Annotated in this window: 12 protein-coding genes and 1 pseudogene; 10 read left to right on the forward strand and 3 right to left on the reverse strand. The window is 66.2% G+C overall.

Annotated elements, in window-relative coordinates; all coding sequences use genetic code 11:
* Nucleotides 1–57: 57 nt before the first annotated feature.
* The gene (locus ALC15_RS17925; protein WP_094193945.1) at nucleotides 58–789 is read right to left on the reverse strand and encodes a cytochrome c biogenesis CcdA family protein; all 732 of its coding nucleotides are present in this window, start codon (nucleotides 787–789) and stop codon (nucleotides 58–60) included.
* 221 nt (nucleotides 790–1010) lie between these two features.
* On the opposite strand from ALC15_RS17925, the gene ALC15_RS17930 reads away from it, so the two are divergent.
* A complete protein-coding gene (locus ALC15_RS17930) occupies nucleotides 1011–1295 on the forward strand; it encodes a hypothetical protein (protein WP_128089533.1) in 285 nt (94 codons plus the stop codon).
* Nucleotides 1296–1487: 192 nt separating this feature from the next.
* Here ALC15_RS17930 and ALC15_RS17935 read toward each other — a convergent pair whose 3' ends face one another.
* On the reverse strand, nucleotides 1488–2234 hold the full coding sequence (locus tag ALC15_RS17935) for a FadR/GntR family transcriptional regulator (RefSeq protein ID WP_244486128.1): 747 nt from the start codon (nucleotides 2232–2234) through the stop codon (nucleotides 1488–1490).
* Between the two features lie 152 nt (nucleotides 2235–2386).
* On the opposite strand from ALC15_RS17935, the gene ALC15_RS17940 reads away from it, so the two are divergent.
* The 9 genes and pseudogenes from ALC15_RS17940 (at nucleotide 2387) to ALC15_RS17980 (ending at nucleotide 14319) form a co-directional block, all read left to right on the forward strand.
* Nucleotides 2387–3418 (forward strand): TRAP transporter substrate-binding protein, encoded by a 1032-nt coding sequence (locus ALC15_RS17940; RefSeq protein ID WP_050628390.1) that lies wholly within the window; start codon nucleotides 2387–2389, stop codon nucleotides 3416–3418.
* A gap of 9 nt (nucleotides 3419–3427) precedes the next feature.
* On the forward strand, nucleotides 3428–5284 hold the full coding sequence (locus ALC15_RS17945; protein WP_050628391.1) for a TRAP transporter large permease: 1857 nt from the start codon (nucleotides 3428–3430) through the stop codon (nucleotides 5282–5284).
* 10 nt (nucleotides 5285–5294) lie between these two features.
* A pseudogene (locus ALC15_RS17950) lies at nucleotides 5295–6277 on the forward strand (NAD(P)-dependent oxidoreductase).
* 163 nt (nucleotides 6278–6440) lie between these two features.
* The gene (locus ALC15_RS17955) at nucleotides 6441–7637 is read left to right on the forward strand and encodes an ABC transporter substrate-binding protein (protein ID WP_244486131.1); all 1197 of its coding nucleotides are present in this window, start codon (nucleotides 6441–6443) and stop codon (nucleotides 7635–7637) included.
* 19 nt (nucleotides 7638–7656) lie between these two features.
* Nucleotides 7657–8514 (forward strand): branched-chain amino acid ABC transporter permease, encoded by an 858-nt coding sequence (locus ALC15_RS17960; protein WP_050628393.1) that lies wholly within the window; start codon nucleotides 7657–7659, stop codon nucleotides 8512–8514.
* Nucleotides 8514–10313, forward strand: a complete 1800-nt coding sequence (locus tag ALC15_RS17965; protein WP_050628394.1) for a branched-chain amino acid ABC transporter ATP-binding protein/permease — start codon at nucleotides 8514–8516, stop codon at nucleotides 10311–10313. The genes ALC15_RS17960 and ALC15_RS17965 overlap by 1 nt, the downstream gene beginning before the upstream one ends.
* Nucleotides 10294–11040, forward strand: a complete 747-nt coding sequence (locus tag ALC15_RS17970; RefSeq protein ID WP_050628395.1) for an ABC transporter ATP-binding protein — start codon at nucleotides 10294–10296, stop codon at nucleotides 11038–11040. Before ALC15_RS17965 ends, ALC15_RS17970 begins: the two co-directional genes overlap by 20 nt.
* Nucleotides 11041–11182: 142 nt before the next feature.
* The gene (locus ALC15_RS17975) at nucleotides 11183–12772 is read left to right on the forward strand and encodes an adenylate/guanylate cyclase domain-containing protein (protein WP_128089534.1); all 1590 of its coding nucleotides are present in this window, start codon (nucleotides 11183–11185) and stop codon (nucleotides 12770–12772) included.
* Nucleotides 12748–14319 carry an ATP-binding protein gene (locus ALC15_RS17980; RefSeq protein ID WP_128089535.1) on the forward strand — a complete coding sequence of 524 codons (1572 nt, stop codon included), beginning with the start codon at nucleotides 12748–12750 and terminating at the stop codon, nucleotides 14317–14319. Before ALC15_RS17975 ends, ALC15_RS17980 begins: the two co-directional genes overlap by 25 nt.
* On the opposite strand, the gene ALC15_RS17985 is transcribed toward ALC15_RS17980, so the two are convergent.
* A complete protein-coding gene (locus tag ALC15_RS17985) occupies nucleotides 14234–14911 on the reverse strand; it encodes a class I SAM-dependent methyltransferase (RefSeq protein WP_050628398.1) in 678 nt (225 codons plus the stop codon). The genes ALC15_RS17980 and ALC15_RS17985 overlap by 86 nt on opposite strands.
* Between the last annotated feature and the right edge of the window lie 29 nt (nucleotides 14912–14940).

Genomic DNA, 14940 nt, shown 5'->3' on the forward strand with positions numbered 1-14940 from the left:
ATAGTCCGCCATCGCGTGGCCAAAAGCCAGCGAACGCGCGTGTGCAGGCGCGAAGGGCTAGCCGATATTCTGCAGTGCCGGGAAGGTCTCCAGCAGCCAGACGCTGACGCTGGAGACCGCGCCGGTCAGGAAGCCGATGCCGGTGACCACCATCAGCACGCCCATCACGCGCTCGACGGTGTCGAGATGACGCTTCATCCGTGCGAACAGCGAAGAGAACTGCTCGACCAGGAAGGCTGCGAGCAGGAACGGGATGCCGAGCCCGGCGGAATAGACTGCGAGCAGGCCGGCGCCTTTGGTCACCGTGGCCTGGGAAGCTGCGATCGAGAGGATCGCCGCGAGGATCGGTCCGATGCACGGCGTCCAGCCGAAAGCGAACGCAAGGCCCATGACATAGGCGCCCCACAACCCGACCGGCTTGGGCGCGGTCAGCCGCCCCTCGCGCATCAGCAGGCCGATCCGCGTGACGCCGAGGAAATGCAGGCCCATGATGATGATGACGATGCCGGCCAGGATCGAGAGCTCGGCCGACCACGCGCGCACCAACCCGCCGACGATGGACGCGCTGGCGCCGAGTGCGACGAACACGGTGGAGAAGCCGAGCACGAACATCAGCGCCGCCATCATGACCGCGCGCTTGGAGGCGGCGGTGTCGCCGTCCTGGTTGACCTGCTCGATGGTCGCGCCGGTCAAATAGATCAGATAGGGCGGCACCAGCGGCAGCACGCAGGGCGACAGGAAGCTGACTAGGCCGGCGATCAGGGCTGCCGGGATCGAGACGTCGTGCATCAAAGGACCTTCGCGGAATAACCGTTCTGTCTTGGCGTCTACGCAGCCAACAATCCAGAAGTTTCGTCGCTAAGGCCTTCAACTATGGTCACAGGCCCGTGTCCGGCGCGCTGCCAGGAACGGCACGACGGCGCCGCGCGCGAAATGCGGCCAGGTTTGCCAGCTCGCGGAAAATGGCGCTATCGTTCGCCGATTGCGCGGCCGATCCACGGGAGAGCGGCATGAACGAGCACGATTTCGAAAGGCAATTGAAGGCCGACGGTTTCCAGGAAATCGAGTTTCAGAAGCTCGATCCTCGCCCCGGCAAGGGACGGCACCGGCATCATTTCGAGATCCGCGGCCTGGTGATCTCCGGAACTTTTGTCGTCAGGCAAACCGGTGAACCCGTCGTCTATCGTTCCGGGCAGATATTTTCGGTCGCCGAAGGCGAATTGCACGACGAGTGGATCGAGGCCGAGGGCGCGTACGTCCTGGTCGGCAGGAAGTTCTCCGAGGGCGGGTCGTAACGCGAGAATGCGGACGTCTTAGTCATAGCTCGTGCAACACACTCGGTGTCGTCCCTGCGAAAGCAGGGACCCATAGCCACCGATGGTCATTGTGTTTTGCGCGGCGCGCCTCAACAACGCAACCCTGTGGTTATGGGTCCCTGCTTTCGCAGGGAAGACGTGGGTGAGAGCGGTGTCCCCAGTCTCATACCACTACCGCTTGCGCGGACCCCGCGCCGACGGCGTCTCGAACTCCCGGCCGCGAATTCGCACCAGATCGTCGGCGGAATGCGCGAGCAGCACCACAGTGGCCGCGCGCGCCGCCTCCGCGTCGCCGGCCACGATCGCGTCGAGCACCGCGCGATGCTCGATCAGCGCGCGTGGACGGTGCGAGCCGGTTGCCGCAATCGTGAAGCTCTGGCGCAGCGTGATTTCGAACATCTGGGCGATCGGCCAGAAAAACTCGTTGCGGGTCGCGAAATAGATTGCCTGGTGGAACTTGATGTCGGCAGCGACGAACGCCTCGTTGGTTTGCGCCGCGTCCATCCCGTCGCATCCGGCGCGGATCCGCGCGAAGTCGTCTTCGTGGGCATGGCTGGCTGCAAGCGCCGCGGCGGCCGGTTCAACCGCGGAGCGTAGCTGGAACAGTTTTGCCAGATAGCGATCGATCTCCGCGGTCTCGAGGTGCCAGCGCAGCACGTCGGGATCGAGCTGATTCCATTGCTCGGGCGGCCGCACTCGTGTGCCGCTCTTGGGCCGCGACTCGATCAGGCCCTTGCCGGTGAGGGTGCGGATCGCCTCGCGCACCACCGTGCGGCTGACGTCCATCATCTCGCAGATCCGCATCTCCGGGGGGAGCGCCTCGCCGACGCCGATCTCACCGCGCACGATGCTGCTGCCGACCCGGTCGGTGACCTGACTGTGCACGCTCCGACGCAACGCGTTGGATGTCTGGAACATCGAAAGCCTCGCTGCGGTTGAACCTTGCGCCGCCGCGCCGCGCTCTTGCGCAACCGTACTGCTTTTGTCATACATTATGATAAAAGTGCTGCCAAGCTCGGGCCAACCGGCGGGCAGCCGATAACGATCCGTTCCTGGGGAGGAGCACCATCATGACGTCGATGCGCGTGAGCCGCCGTATTTTGTTGCGGTCATCGGCCGCTGCCGCAGCGTGGCTCGCCGCCGCGCCCGCCATCATTGGCCGCGCCGAGGCCGCGACGATGAAGATGCGGTGTTCGTCGTCGCTTCCGAACGACCCCAAATACGCCAACGGCCGCGTCTATTACGACAACCTCGTCAAGAGCCTGAAGGCGAACGGGCTCGGCGAGCAGATCGAGGTCACCTTCTTCCCCGACAACCAGCTCGGCCAGGAGATCGACGTCATCAACTCGGTGAAGCTCGGGGTGATCGACCTGATGGTCTCGGGCTCGTCGATCTCGGCGAACCTGGTGCCGCTGGTCGGCACGTTCGACCTCGGTTACCTCTTCACCAGCTATCAGCAGCAGACCAAGGCGTTCGATGCCGGTGCGGCGAAGCCGATCGAGGATGCGCTGCTCAAGGGCGCCGGCATCCACATCATCGCCTGGGCCTACAATTTCGGGGCACGCAGCGTGCTGGCGAAGAAGCCGGTGAAGACGCCGGAGGATCTCGCAGGCCTGAAGATCCGCACGCTGCCCAACCCGATCATCACCGAATGCCTGCGGCTGATGGGGGCGGCGGCGACGCCGCTGGCGTTCGGCGAGATCTACACCGCACTGCAGGCCGGCGTGCTCGACGGCCTGGAGCATGATCCGCCGACCATCCTGGCCAGCAAATTCTACGAAACCGCGAAACATTACGCGCTGACCCAGCACATCTTCTCGCCGCTCGCGGTCTATTTCAGCGACACCACCTTCAACCGCATGGCCCCCAAGCTGCGCGAAGGTTTCCTTGATGCCGCAAAGTCGGCCGCGGCCGACACCCGCGTGCACGGGCTCGCGGTGGAGAAGGAGGCGTTGGCTAGCCTGGTGGAGAAGGGCGTCACGGTGGTCGAATGCGACAAGGAGGCGTTCCGCAAGCGCGTGCTGCCGCAGACCGACAATTTCATCAAGGCGCGGCCCGAGGCGAAGGCCGTCGTCGATCTGATCCGCGCCACCCAGGCCTGAGGTCGACGCATGTCGATCGCCGCGATTGCGACGAGAAGCAGCACGGATCGGATCACGGCGCCGCTGCTCGCCATCAGCGACGCCATCGCCGCGATCCTGCTCGCCGCCGATCTCCTGGTGGTCTGCGTCTCGGTGCTGGCCCGCTTCCTGTTCAACGCACCGGTGGAATGGTCCGACGACGTCGCCCGCGGCCTGATGGTCGGGTCGAGCTTCTTCGGCGCGGCCAGTGCGCTGGCGCGCAGCGAGAATCTCGGCGTCGCCTTCTTCGTCAATATGCTGCCTCCAGGCGTGCGGCGGGTCGTCGACGCGGTCGGTGCGCTGCTCGTCACCGTCATTGCCGCCTATGTCGCATTCAACGCCATCAAGATGGGCTGGCTGACCACCGGGCAAACGTCGGGCTCCGGACTGCCGCTGGAGTGGACGTTCTATCCGATGGGCGTCGGTGCCGTGTTCATGACGATCTTCGCCGTCGAGACGTTCTGCGGCCGGCCGTTGCGCGACATGCTGGCCGGGATCGCCGCCACCGCCGTGATCGTTGGGCTCTATCTAGCCTGGGATGCGTTTGCGCCGTCATCTGTGCCGTCATCGCAGACGCTGATGCTGATCGGCTTCTTCCTTACGCTGTTCGGCGGACTGCCGATTGGCTTTGCGCTGGCGCTCGCCGCGCTGATCTTCATCTGGGTCGAAGGCACGCTGCCCGGCGTGATCTTCGCCCAGCAGATGGCGCGCGGCATCGACAATTTCGTGCTGCTGGCGATCCCGTTCTTCATCCTGGTCGGCTATCTGATGGAAGCCAACGGCATGTCGGTGCGGCTGATCGAACTGCTGCAGCGCGCGGTCGGACGGATGCGCGGTGGGCTCAACGTCGTGATGGTGATGTCGATGGTGCTGTTCTCCGGCATCTCCGGCTCCAAGATGGCCGATGTCGCAGCGGTCGGCTCGGTGCTGATCCCGGCGGCGCGCCGCTCGCGGCAGAATCCGGGCGGCGCCGTGGCGCTGCTCGCGGCCTCCGCCGTGATGGCTGAAACCATTCCGCCCTGCATCAACCTGATCATTCTCGGCTTCGTCGCCAATCTGTCGATCGGCGGCCTGTTCGTCGCCGGCATGCTGCCGGCCGCGCTGATGGCACTGGCGTTGATCGCGGTGTCGATCATCTTCGGCAAGCGCCCGGAGGCAGCTGTCGAAGCCGAGCCGCGCGCCGCGGTCTCCGGCTTATGGACCGGCGCGATCGCCTCGTTCGGGCTGATCTTCATGATCTTCTTCGGCTTCAAGAGCGGCTTCGCCACGGCGACCGAGATCTCGGCCTTTGCCGCGGTGTACGCGATTGCGGTCGGCAGCCTCCTGTTCCGCGAACTCGGCGCGAGGAGCCTCGCGCACTGCTTCGTGCAATCGGCTGTCCGCTCGGGGCTGGTCCTGTTCATCGTTGCGGCCGCGCAGTCGCTCGCGTTCATCCTGACGCTGCAGCAGGTGCCGCACGCGGTCGGCGATCTCATGCTGGCGATCTCGGGCAGCCATGGCGTGTGGCTGTTCATGCTGCTGTCGATCCTTGTGCTGGTGGTGATGGGCTCGGTGCTCGAGGGCGCCGCGGCGCTGATCATCTTCGGGCCGCTGCTGCTGCCGGTCGCGGTCAAGCTCGGCATCGATCCTTTGCATTTCGGCGTCGTGCTCGTCATTGCGATGGGGCTCGGGCTGTTTGCGCCGCCGCTTGGTCTTGGGCTCTACGGCGCCTGCCTGATCGGCAACGTACCGATCGAGCAAACCATCAAGCCGATCGCGGGCTATCTCGGCCTGCTGTTGCTGTGCCTGCTGGTGATCGCGTTCGTGCCTGTCATCAGCACGGCGCTGCCGCATGCGCTCGGCTATTAGGGAGACGATCGTGAAGGTGCTTCTGGCCCATACCCCGCAGATGCGCCGCGACTATTACGGCGAGCGCAGCCTGAGCGGCCTGCGCGCGGTTGCCAACGTCAGGCTGCACGACGGGGACGAGGCGCTCGACGCGGCGGCATTGGTCGAGGCTGCGGCCGATGTCGACATCATCGTCGCCGATCGCATGACCGAGGGACCCGGCGAGATCTTCTCGCAGTTGCCAAAGCTGCGCGCCTTCGTGCGCTGTGCGGTCGATATCCGCAACATCGACGTGGCCGCGGCGTCCGCGGCCGGCGTGCTGGTGACACAGGCGAGCGCCGGCTTCATTCAGTCGGTCGCCGAGCTCGCGCTCGGCTTCATGGTCGATCTGTCGCGCGGCGTCTCGCGGGCCACTGCGGACTATCACGCGGGCAGAGCGCCTGAGGTCGTGATGGGCCGCCAGCTTGCGGGCAGCACGGTCGGCATCATCGGCTATGGCAGCATCGGGCGTTATCTCGCCGGGATCGCCAAGCTGCTCGGCATGAACGTGCTGGTCGCCGATCCCTTCGCGATGTCAGATGACCCCGCGATCGCGCATCTGCCGCTCGACGAACTGCTGGCGCGTGCCGACTATGTCGTCTGCCTCGCGATCGCCAACGCGCAGACCGAGAACCTGATCGGGCAGGCCGCATTGGCGCGGATGCAGAAGCACGCATTCTTCATCAACCTGTCGCGCGGCAATCTCGTCGACGAGGCGGCGCTGGCGGAGGCGCTGCGCGCTGGCGGCATCGCCGGCGCCGCATTGGATGTCGCTGCGCGCCCGACCAGATGCCGACGCCGGAACTCGCGAAGCTGCGCAATGTGATCGCAACGCCGCATGTCGGCGGCCTGACGCCACAGGCGATCGAGCATCAGTCGTCGGAGACCGTGCGCCAGGTGGCGAAGATCGTCGCGGGCGAGGTGCCCGTCGGCGCCGTCAATGCCGAGCACTGGACGCGGCGGCCGCGGCTATGAAAGTTCAACAAGGCGCAATGCCGTCCGCGGGGCTGGACAAGAGCTTCGCATCCAGCCCAAACTTGAGCTTGCGATAACCGCGGCCATGAGCGCGCGGACAATCAATCAACGGACGTCCCGCAACAAACGACGGGCGCCGAGAGGGAAACAGGGAGTGCATCACATGGCCATGTCACGCCGTGACGTCTTGTTGGGCAGCGCTGGCGCATTGGGCGCCGCGTCATTTTCCTTCCCGGCTCCGGCCATCGCACAATCGGAACCGATCAAGATCGGCTGCCTTGCGGCGATCACCGGCCCGAGCTCGGCGCCGACCGTCGGCTTCAACCGCGGCGTCAACTTCGCGGTCGATGCCATCAACGGCGCCGGCGGCGTGAAGGGCCGCAAGATCGAGCTCGTGATGCGCGACACCCAGGGCGACCCGACCAAGGCCGTGAACGCCACGCAGGAGCTGATCAGCCAGGCCAAGGTTCACGCGATCTGGGGGCCGCTGAACTCCGGCGAGGCGCTGGCGACGACGCCGATCATGGCGCGTGCCAAGATGCCGGACCTGCACCCCTGCGTGGTCGAGACCCTGATCGATCCGGTCAAGTACCCCAACGCGTTCCGCATCGCACCGTCGAACAATCAGTGGGACGATGCCGTGCGCAATTATTGCCTCAAGATCCTCAAGGTGAAGAAGGTCGCGGTGATCGGCGACACCACCGGGTACGGCGTCACGGCGGTCGGCGCGTCGGTCGCGGCGTTCAAGAAGGACGGCGCCGAGGTGGTCTATCAGGCCAATATCGACGCCACCCAGCCCGACATGACGCCGGACATGCTGCGCGCCAAGAATGCCGGCGCCGAGGCGATCGTGGTGTGGAGCGTCTCGACCGGCATGGAGGCGCGCATGTTCAACACCCGCGCCGCGATGAACTGGGACGTTCCTTTCGTCGGCCACCCATCGATGGCGTCGGGTGAGCTTGCGAGCCTGGTCGCCAAGCCGGAGAACTGGAAGAAGGTCTATGCGATCGGCTACAAGAGCTGCAGCTACGACAGCGCCGGCAAGCTGCCGCCGAAGAGCGAGGACCTGGTCGCGCGGCTGACCAAGGCCAATGTCGCGCTGAACGATACGCTGCTATGGTGGGTCGCGGGCGGCATCGACTGCATCGAGCTGATCGCGAAGGCCGTCGCGGAAAGCGGCTCGACCGACAGCGCCGGGATCATCAAGTACTGGAACTCGCTGTCGACCTATCCCGGCTATTTCGGCAATTATCGCTTCTCGCCCACCGAGCATAATGGCTATCTGACCGAAGAGATCGTGATGTCGGAATCGAGCACCGCGAAGAACGGCACCTTCGCGCTGGCGCCGGGGTACACATAGACGGGCGAGGGCGTAGCCGATGCTTGCCTCGATCCTCGCATCCGGTCTCGCGGCGGGCGCGATCTACGCGCTGGTCGGCGTCACCTACAACACGATGTTCTCGACCTCGCGGGTGATGAGCTTCACCGCCGGCCAGCTCGCGATGCTGGGCGGCGTGTTCGGCTCGATGTTCACGCTGAAGCTCGGCCTGCCGATCGCCGCAGGCTTCGTGCTGACGCTGCTCTGCTGCGCGATCATCGGGATCGTCACCGAATTCGTCGCGGTGCGGCCGGTGCTCAAGAGCCTCGACCAGCATCTCTACGTGCTCTCGACCTTGGCCGTTGCGCTGATGATCCAGCAGGTCACGGCGATCAAATGGGGCACCGAGCCGCAGCCGTTCCCGCGCATCGCGGGATTCGGCGAGGGCGTGCTGGATGAAAAATTCTGGCTGCCGGTGGTGGCCTGCGCGATCACCATCATCGGCCTCGAATATCTCTACCGCCGCACCCTGGTCGGCCGCGCCTTCCTCGCGATCGCTGAGGACAATTTCGCGGCGCGGGCGCTCGGCCTGCCGGAGCGCAATCTGCGTGTCGCAAGCTACGCGCTCGCCGGTGTGGTCGGCGGCATCGCCGGATTTTCCGGCGGGCAGTTGCTGCTCGCCTTCTTCGCCAATGGCGCGCTGCTCAACTTCTACGGCTTCGTGCCGGTGGCGCTCGGCGGGCTCGGCAACAACCGGGGCGCGATCATCGGCGGGCTGGCGCTCGGCCTGTTCCAGCAGGCGGCGAACTTCCTGGTCGGCGGCATCTTCTCCTCGGTCGCGGTGTTCACGCTGTTCATCGTGGTGCTGCTCGCCGCGCCGCAAGGGTTGTTCGGCGCCTCGACCGCGCGGAGGGTGTGATGACGGCGGTCGCCACCACTCAGCCGCAGACCGGAAGCGGCGCATGGCGCGCAACGCTGCCGCACGTTCTGCCCTTCGTCGGCATTTTGCTGGCCGCCGTGCTGCTGCCCTTCGTCAGCAATGATTACTGGGTGCTGATCGGCACCCGGATGGCGATCTACTGGGTGCTGGTGTCCGGCCTCAATCTGGTGGTCGGCTTTGCCGGCCACCTCGCGATCGGCTATGTCGCATTGCTGACGCTCGGGGCCTACGCCACCAGCGTGCTGGTCGCCGGCAATGTGATGCCCGCGCTTCCGGTGTTTGCGGCGCTGCCGATCGCCGGCCTGATCGGCGCGGTGTTCGGCGTGATCGTCGGCCTGCCGGCGTTGCGCCTGCGCACCTTCTACTTCGCGATGTCGACCTTGGGCTTTGCGACCATCGTGACCCAGATCGCGCTGGCCTGGCAGAGCGTGACCGGCGGCGGCATCGGTATATCAGGCCCGGAATTCCCGGCGCCGTTCAACACGCCGTGGGGATTCTACGCGCTGTGCATCGGCTTTGCGGTCGTCACCACCTGGATGAGTGCCAATGTCGCGCGCAGCCGGTTCGGCCGCGCGCTGATCGCGGTGCGGGACGCCGAGGTCGCTGCCGAGGCCAGCGGCATCTCCAAGCCGAAGATGCTGATCGCGATCTTCCTGTTCGCGGGTGCGCTGGCGGCGATCGCCGGCGGCCTGTTCGCGACCCTGCAGACCTACATCACGCCCGACGCGTTCACCTTCGATCTGTCGGTGCTGTTCTTCATCGCGATCCTGATCGGCGGCCGCAGCTCGATCCTCGGGCCGATGCTCGGCACCATTATCCTGACCATCCTGCCCGAGATCGCCGCGCCGCTGGCGGCCTGGTCGACCTTCCTCTACGCGGTGCTGCTGCTCCTGATCGTGCTGGTGATGCCCGGCGGCATCGCGGCGCTGCTCGACTTCCGCAACCGCCGTCCGCTCGCCAGCAACCGCGCCATCGTGCCGCGCCCGGCCGCGCTCGCCGACATCGTGCGGCGGCGCGACGGCGGCAAGACGCTGCAGCTGCGCCGCATCGCGCTGAGCTTCGGCAATGTGAAGGCGATCGACGGCCTCGACCTCGACGTCGCGCCGGGCCAGATCCACGGCCTGATCGGCCCCAACGGCAGCGGCAAGACCACAACGCTGAACGTGATCTCGGGCTATTACGCCGCGAAGGCCGGCACCATGACGCTCGGCGACGAGATGTTGCCCCCGGGCGAGCCGGTCAGGCGCGCGGCCTGCGGCATCGCGCGCACCTTCCAGACGCCGCGCGTGATCGGCGAAGCCTCGGTGCTGGAGAACGTCATGATCGGCGGCTCGATCGAGGGCAGGGCCAATTTCGTCGAGGCGATGCTGGCGCTGCCGCGCAACGGCGCCGACGAACGAATGCTGGCCGCCAAGGCGCGCGCGCTGCTCGGCGTCGTCGGGCTCGAGGCGCTCAGCGATGTGCGCGCCGACCGCCTGCAGCACAGCGAGCTGCGCTTCATCGAGATAGCTCGCGCGCTGATGCTCGATCCGGACTTCCTGCTGCTCGACGAGCCCGCGGCCGGCCTCTCCAACGACGAGATCGAGCGGCTCGCCAGTCTGATCAAGGCGGTCTGCGGCCGCGGCACCGGCGTGCTGCTGGTCGAGCATCATGCCGATCTGATCTTCGATATCTGCCACCAGGTCACCGTGCTCAACCTCGGCCGCACGCTGGCGGCGGGAACGCCGGCGGAGATCCGCGTCCACAAGGAGGTCGTCAGTGCTTACCTCGGCGGCTGAACCTCTGCTCGCGGTGCGCGCGCTGGAATCCGGCTACGGCAAGATCCGCGTGCTGCACGGCATCGACATGACGATCGCCGCCGGCGAGGTCGTCGCGCTGCTCGGTCCCAACGGCGCCGGCAAGACCACGCTGCTGCGCGCGATGTCGGGTTTGTTGCCCGTCACCGCCGGGCAGGTCCGGTTCGGCGGTCGCGACATGACCAACGCCACGCCGCGCGATGCCGCGCGTGCCGGGCTCGTGCATGTGATCGAGGGGCATCGCGTGTTCACGCAGATCTCCGTCACCGACAATCTGCTGCTCGCCGGCTACGACCTGCCGCGCGCCGAGCGCGCCGCACGCGTCGAGGAAGCCCTGTCGTTCTTCCCCGAGATCGCCGAGAAACGGCATGAGCGCGGCGGGGCGCTCTCGGGCGGGCAACAGCAGATGTTGACGGTGGCGCAGGGGCTGGTCCGGCGGCCGCGACTGCTGATGCTCGACGAGCCCTCCGCGGGGCTGTCGCCGGTGCTGGTCGATCGTGTCCTCAACGTCATCGGCCGGCTGCGCGCGCAGGGCACCTCCGTGCTGCTGGTCGAACAATTGCTCGAGAAGGCGCTGGCCTGCGCCGACCGGGTCTACGCGCTGGTGCAGGGGACGATCGCGCTGGAGGCGCCGACCGGGGAAGGCGACCTCGCGCACCGGCTCGAGCGTGCCTATTTCGGCCATGAAAGCCATGCGCTGGGGGCCTGAGGCCGACTTCCCCGCCCGCTCAAAACTCGGGCTTGGCGCGCGGCGCCGTTTCTGGCTTGATTGCCCGGTGGGTCTGGCCTCATGGTCGTGTTAGAGTGCACCGGAATCCGCAAGCGGACAGTGTATCGGGAGGGTAGTGTTCATGCTGTGCCCGGCCTGTCGATCCGAGACCCTGGCAGAGGACGGTGTCTGCCGGTCGTGCGGGCTGAGCTTCTCCGCCGTCTGTCCGAACTGCCAGCATCCAAATCTCGAGACCGCGCGGTTCTGCGGCGCCTGCGGCGAACGTCTGGACCAGGTCCAGCCGCTCGGGGAGCGCAAGGTCGTCACCGTGATGTTCGCCGATATCGTCGGCTCAACGGAGCTCATCGGCGACAATGATCCCGAACTTGCGCTCGACCGCCTTCCGCCCGCGCTGGCGCGGATGGGCAGTGCGGTCCAGCAGTATCACGGCACGATCATGCGCAACATGGGCGACGGGCTGATGGTGATCTTCGGCGTCCCCCACGCCCAGGAGGATCACGCGCTGCGTGCCTGTCAGGCCGCACTCGCCATGGTCCAGTCCTCGCGCGACAACGGCATCGGGTTGCGGGTCGGCATCCACTCCGGAGAGATCGTCGCCGGTGTGCCGGACAAGTTCACGAAAGAGCAGGGCGTCTACGGCGCTGCCGTTCACCTTGCGAGCCGGCTCGAGCACATGGCGCAGCCGGGCGACATCTGCGTCACCGAATCGACGTTCAAGCTCGTGCAGGGATCCTGCGATGGGCGCGCGCTCGGCCATCAGGACGTCAAGGGATTTCCGCGGCCGGTCGCGGTCTACCGCCTGATCGGAATGAAGCCGGCGCGCGCGCCATTCCGCGATGCCGTCGTCGGCGCCTATCGCGGCCGCGATGCCGAGCTGGCCGTCCTGCACGACGCCTTTGCGGGCGCCGAGCGTGGGGAGGGCAAGGCGATCGGCATCTCGGCGGCGCCCGGCCTCGGCAAGAGCCGGTTGTGCTTCGAATTTGCGCGGGTCGCCAGGGAGCGCCTGGTGCCGGTGCAGGAGGCTCGGGCTTCGCCCTACGATCACTCCGGTCCGTTGCAGCCGCTGCTGGAATTCTTCCGCAACTTCTTCCGGATTGCGTCCACCGACGATGCGGAAACTGCGCGCGCCAAGATCGCGACGCGGATCGAATCCTCGGTCCCGCATCTGATGGACGACGTTGCGTTGCTCTCCGATTTCCTCGGCATCCGCGACGCGCAGGCGGCGGCGCCCGCGATGGATCCGAAGGTGCGGCACGCACGGCTCGTCAATCTGGTCGCGAGTCTGGTCCGTGACGGCACTCGCACCCCGTCGGTGATCATCATCGAGGACATTCACTGGCTGGACGAAGCGAGCATCGAGTTCGTTTCGGCGCTGGTGAATGTCGTGCATATCAGCCGCGCCCTGATCATCCTGACCTATCGCCCGACCTACCAGGCACCCTGGACCGACGGCCCCGGATTCCGGGAGCTGCGGCTCGACGAACTCCGCGACGAGGACGTGTCCGCCCTGACGCGCGATCTGGTCGGCGACCACCCGTCGACCGCCCCGGTACGCGACCGCATCGTCGAGCGGAGCGGGGGCAATCCGTTCTTTGCCGAGGAGCTCATCCGCTCGCTGGTCGACAGCGGCGAGCTCGACGGCGGCCGGGTCATTATGAGGCATTCGGCCAATCGCCGACCGAGACCTTGCCGGCGACGGTTCAAACCGTGATCGGCGCGCGCATCGATCGGCTCGCGCCGGCGGACAAGGAGGTCCTGCAGGTTGGCGCCACGATCGGCCGGGAGTTTCCGCTGCCGGTGCTTGCCGAGGTCACGCGGGCCCATGCGCCCAACCTCTCCGACATCCTCGGCCGTCTGCTGGAAGTCGAACTGATTGAGAATGTGCCCGGCGAGACCGGGCAGGAACGCTTCGCTTTCCGCCATCCGCTGATCCAGGAGGTTGCCTACGCCATGCAGCTGCGCAGCCGGCGGGTCGAGCTGCATGCCGCGGTCGCCAGGGCGCTCGAACGCTTCCACCACAACCAGCTCAGCGAATATGCCGACCCGATCGCCCATCATTTCGAGGCTGCAAAGGATTATGGGCCGGCGGCCGCCTACACCGCCCGCGCAGCGGCCTGGATCGGGACCACCAATTCCCGCCTGGCGATGAAGGCATGGGTGAAGGTCCGACTATTGCTGCAATCGCTGCCTCATGCGCCCGAGACCGATCGGCTGCGCATGCACGCGTCGGGGCAGATCGTGAGCCTCGGCTGGCGCGAGGGAATGAGCGCGGAGGAAGCTGCGCCATTCCACACCGAGGCGCTGGATATGGCGCGGCAATTGAAGGACTCGGTTTCGGAAATGCTGATCCTGGCCGGCTATGGCCGGGTCATGGCCTGCACCGGCTCGGCGGACGAATACGTGGGGCAAGTGCTGCACGCGATCGAGGTCTGCGAAGACCCGAGCATCAGGACCATCTTGCATGTGTTCCTGTGTCAGGCCTACGGCTATGCCGGCAAGCTTCGGGAAGCGCTCGCAGCCGGCGAGACCGCGCTCAAGCAAGTCTCGAGCATCGAGGAATCCCACGAAGCGCAGCTTGGCTTCAATGTTGAACGATGGGTTGAGAGCCTGTATGCGCGGTTGCTGGTGCGCACGGGCAGTTTCGATCTTGCGCGGGAGAATATCGCCAAACTGGTTGCCAGCGAGAGTGGACATCCCGATCCGGCTGTCCTGTTCATTCCGCATCATGCCGGAGTCGAAATGGCCTGGCTGACGCGGGACGAAAAGCTCGCCGATCTTCACAGCCAGCGTATCGAGGAGATCGCCAGCAGAAACAACACGCCCTATGTTGCAGTGTATGCGAGCGTCTGCCGCGGACTGGCGTCGTCGCTCGCGGGAGACCACGTTGCGGCGATCCAGAAGCTTGAATCGGCGATCCGGCTCGCGCGGGAGGCTTTCGCCGGCCTCGAATATGAAAGCGACATGCTGGCATTCCGCGCCGAAATTCATCTAAGGAGCAACAGTCTGACCGCCGCTTTCGGCGCTGCTGAGCAGGGAATCGCGGTCGCGCGGGAGCGGCAGGCGCGGCTCGCCGAATGTCGCTCGACGCTGGTGCTGGCGCAGATAGTCAGCACGGATCGCTTGCGCTATCCGCAGTATCAGCTGAGCGAGCTGCTTGCGCGCGCCCGGTATCTCATCGAGGAGACCGGCGCGCAGCCTTACGAGAGCCTGTTCCCGGTCGTGCAGTCGGCGGCGGCGTCTTGCGGACAAGAAGCGTGAATTCCCGCAACCCGTAGCCGGTGATCAATTCGACGCGGCCGAACCGTTCGCAGAACGGCGTCCAGCGCTCGGGCACGGTGCGATACAGTCCCGCCTCGGCAGTGGCGTCATCGCGGGGCAGCATGAAATTGACGGCAAAGCCGATCCGGCTGCTGGCCTCGAGGTCGGTGAGGATCGCCTCGACATAGGCTTCCCATTCCGGGACGGGATGGCCGAGCCGGACATTCAAGGTCCCGCTCACGAGCGAGTAGTCGGCCAGCGCGCCGCATTGCGAACCCACGGCGAACACGGCCCGGCGGTTGTTGGCCCAGCGGACGCGCGCGGCATCGACCATCGCCGGCGAGATGTCGATGCCGCGATAGGTCACGACGGCATCGCCATGCCGCATCGCCAGGAACTCGAGCAGCGCGCCGTAACCGCAGCCGAAATCGTTCAGGCTGAACGGTTGCCCGAAATGACAGAGCTTCAGCAGCTGCACGAAGCGCAGATATTGCGACACCACGTTCGGCCAATCGACCCCGAGCGGGGTCGGGCCGTGACGTTGCAACGTTCCCGAATAATAGTTGCGAACCTTGGTCTGCAGTTCGCGCATCGTGCCGGTGTCGCGCTATTTCTTCTTGC

Source organism: Bradyrhizobium viridifuturi, assembly GCF_001238275.1.
In the GTDB taxonomy this organism is placed as follows: domain Bacteria; phylum Pseudomonadota; class Alphaproteobacteria; order Rhizobiales; family Xanthobacteraceae; genus Bradyrhizobium; species Bradyrhizobium viridifuturi.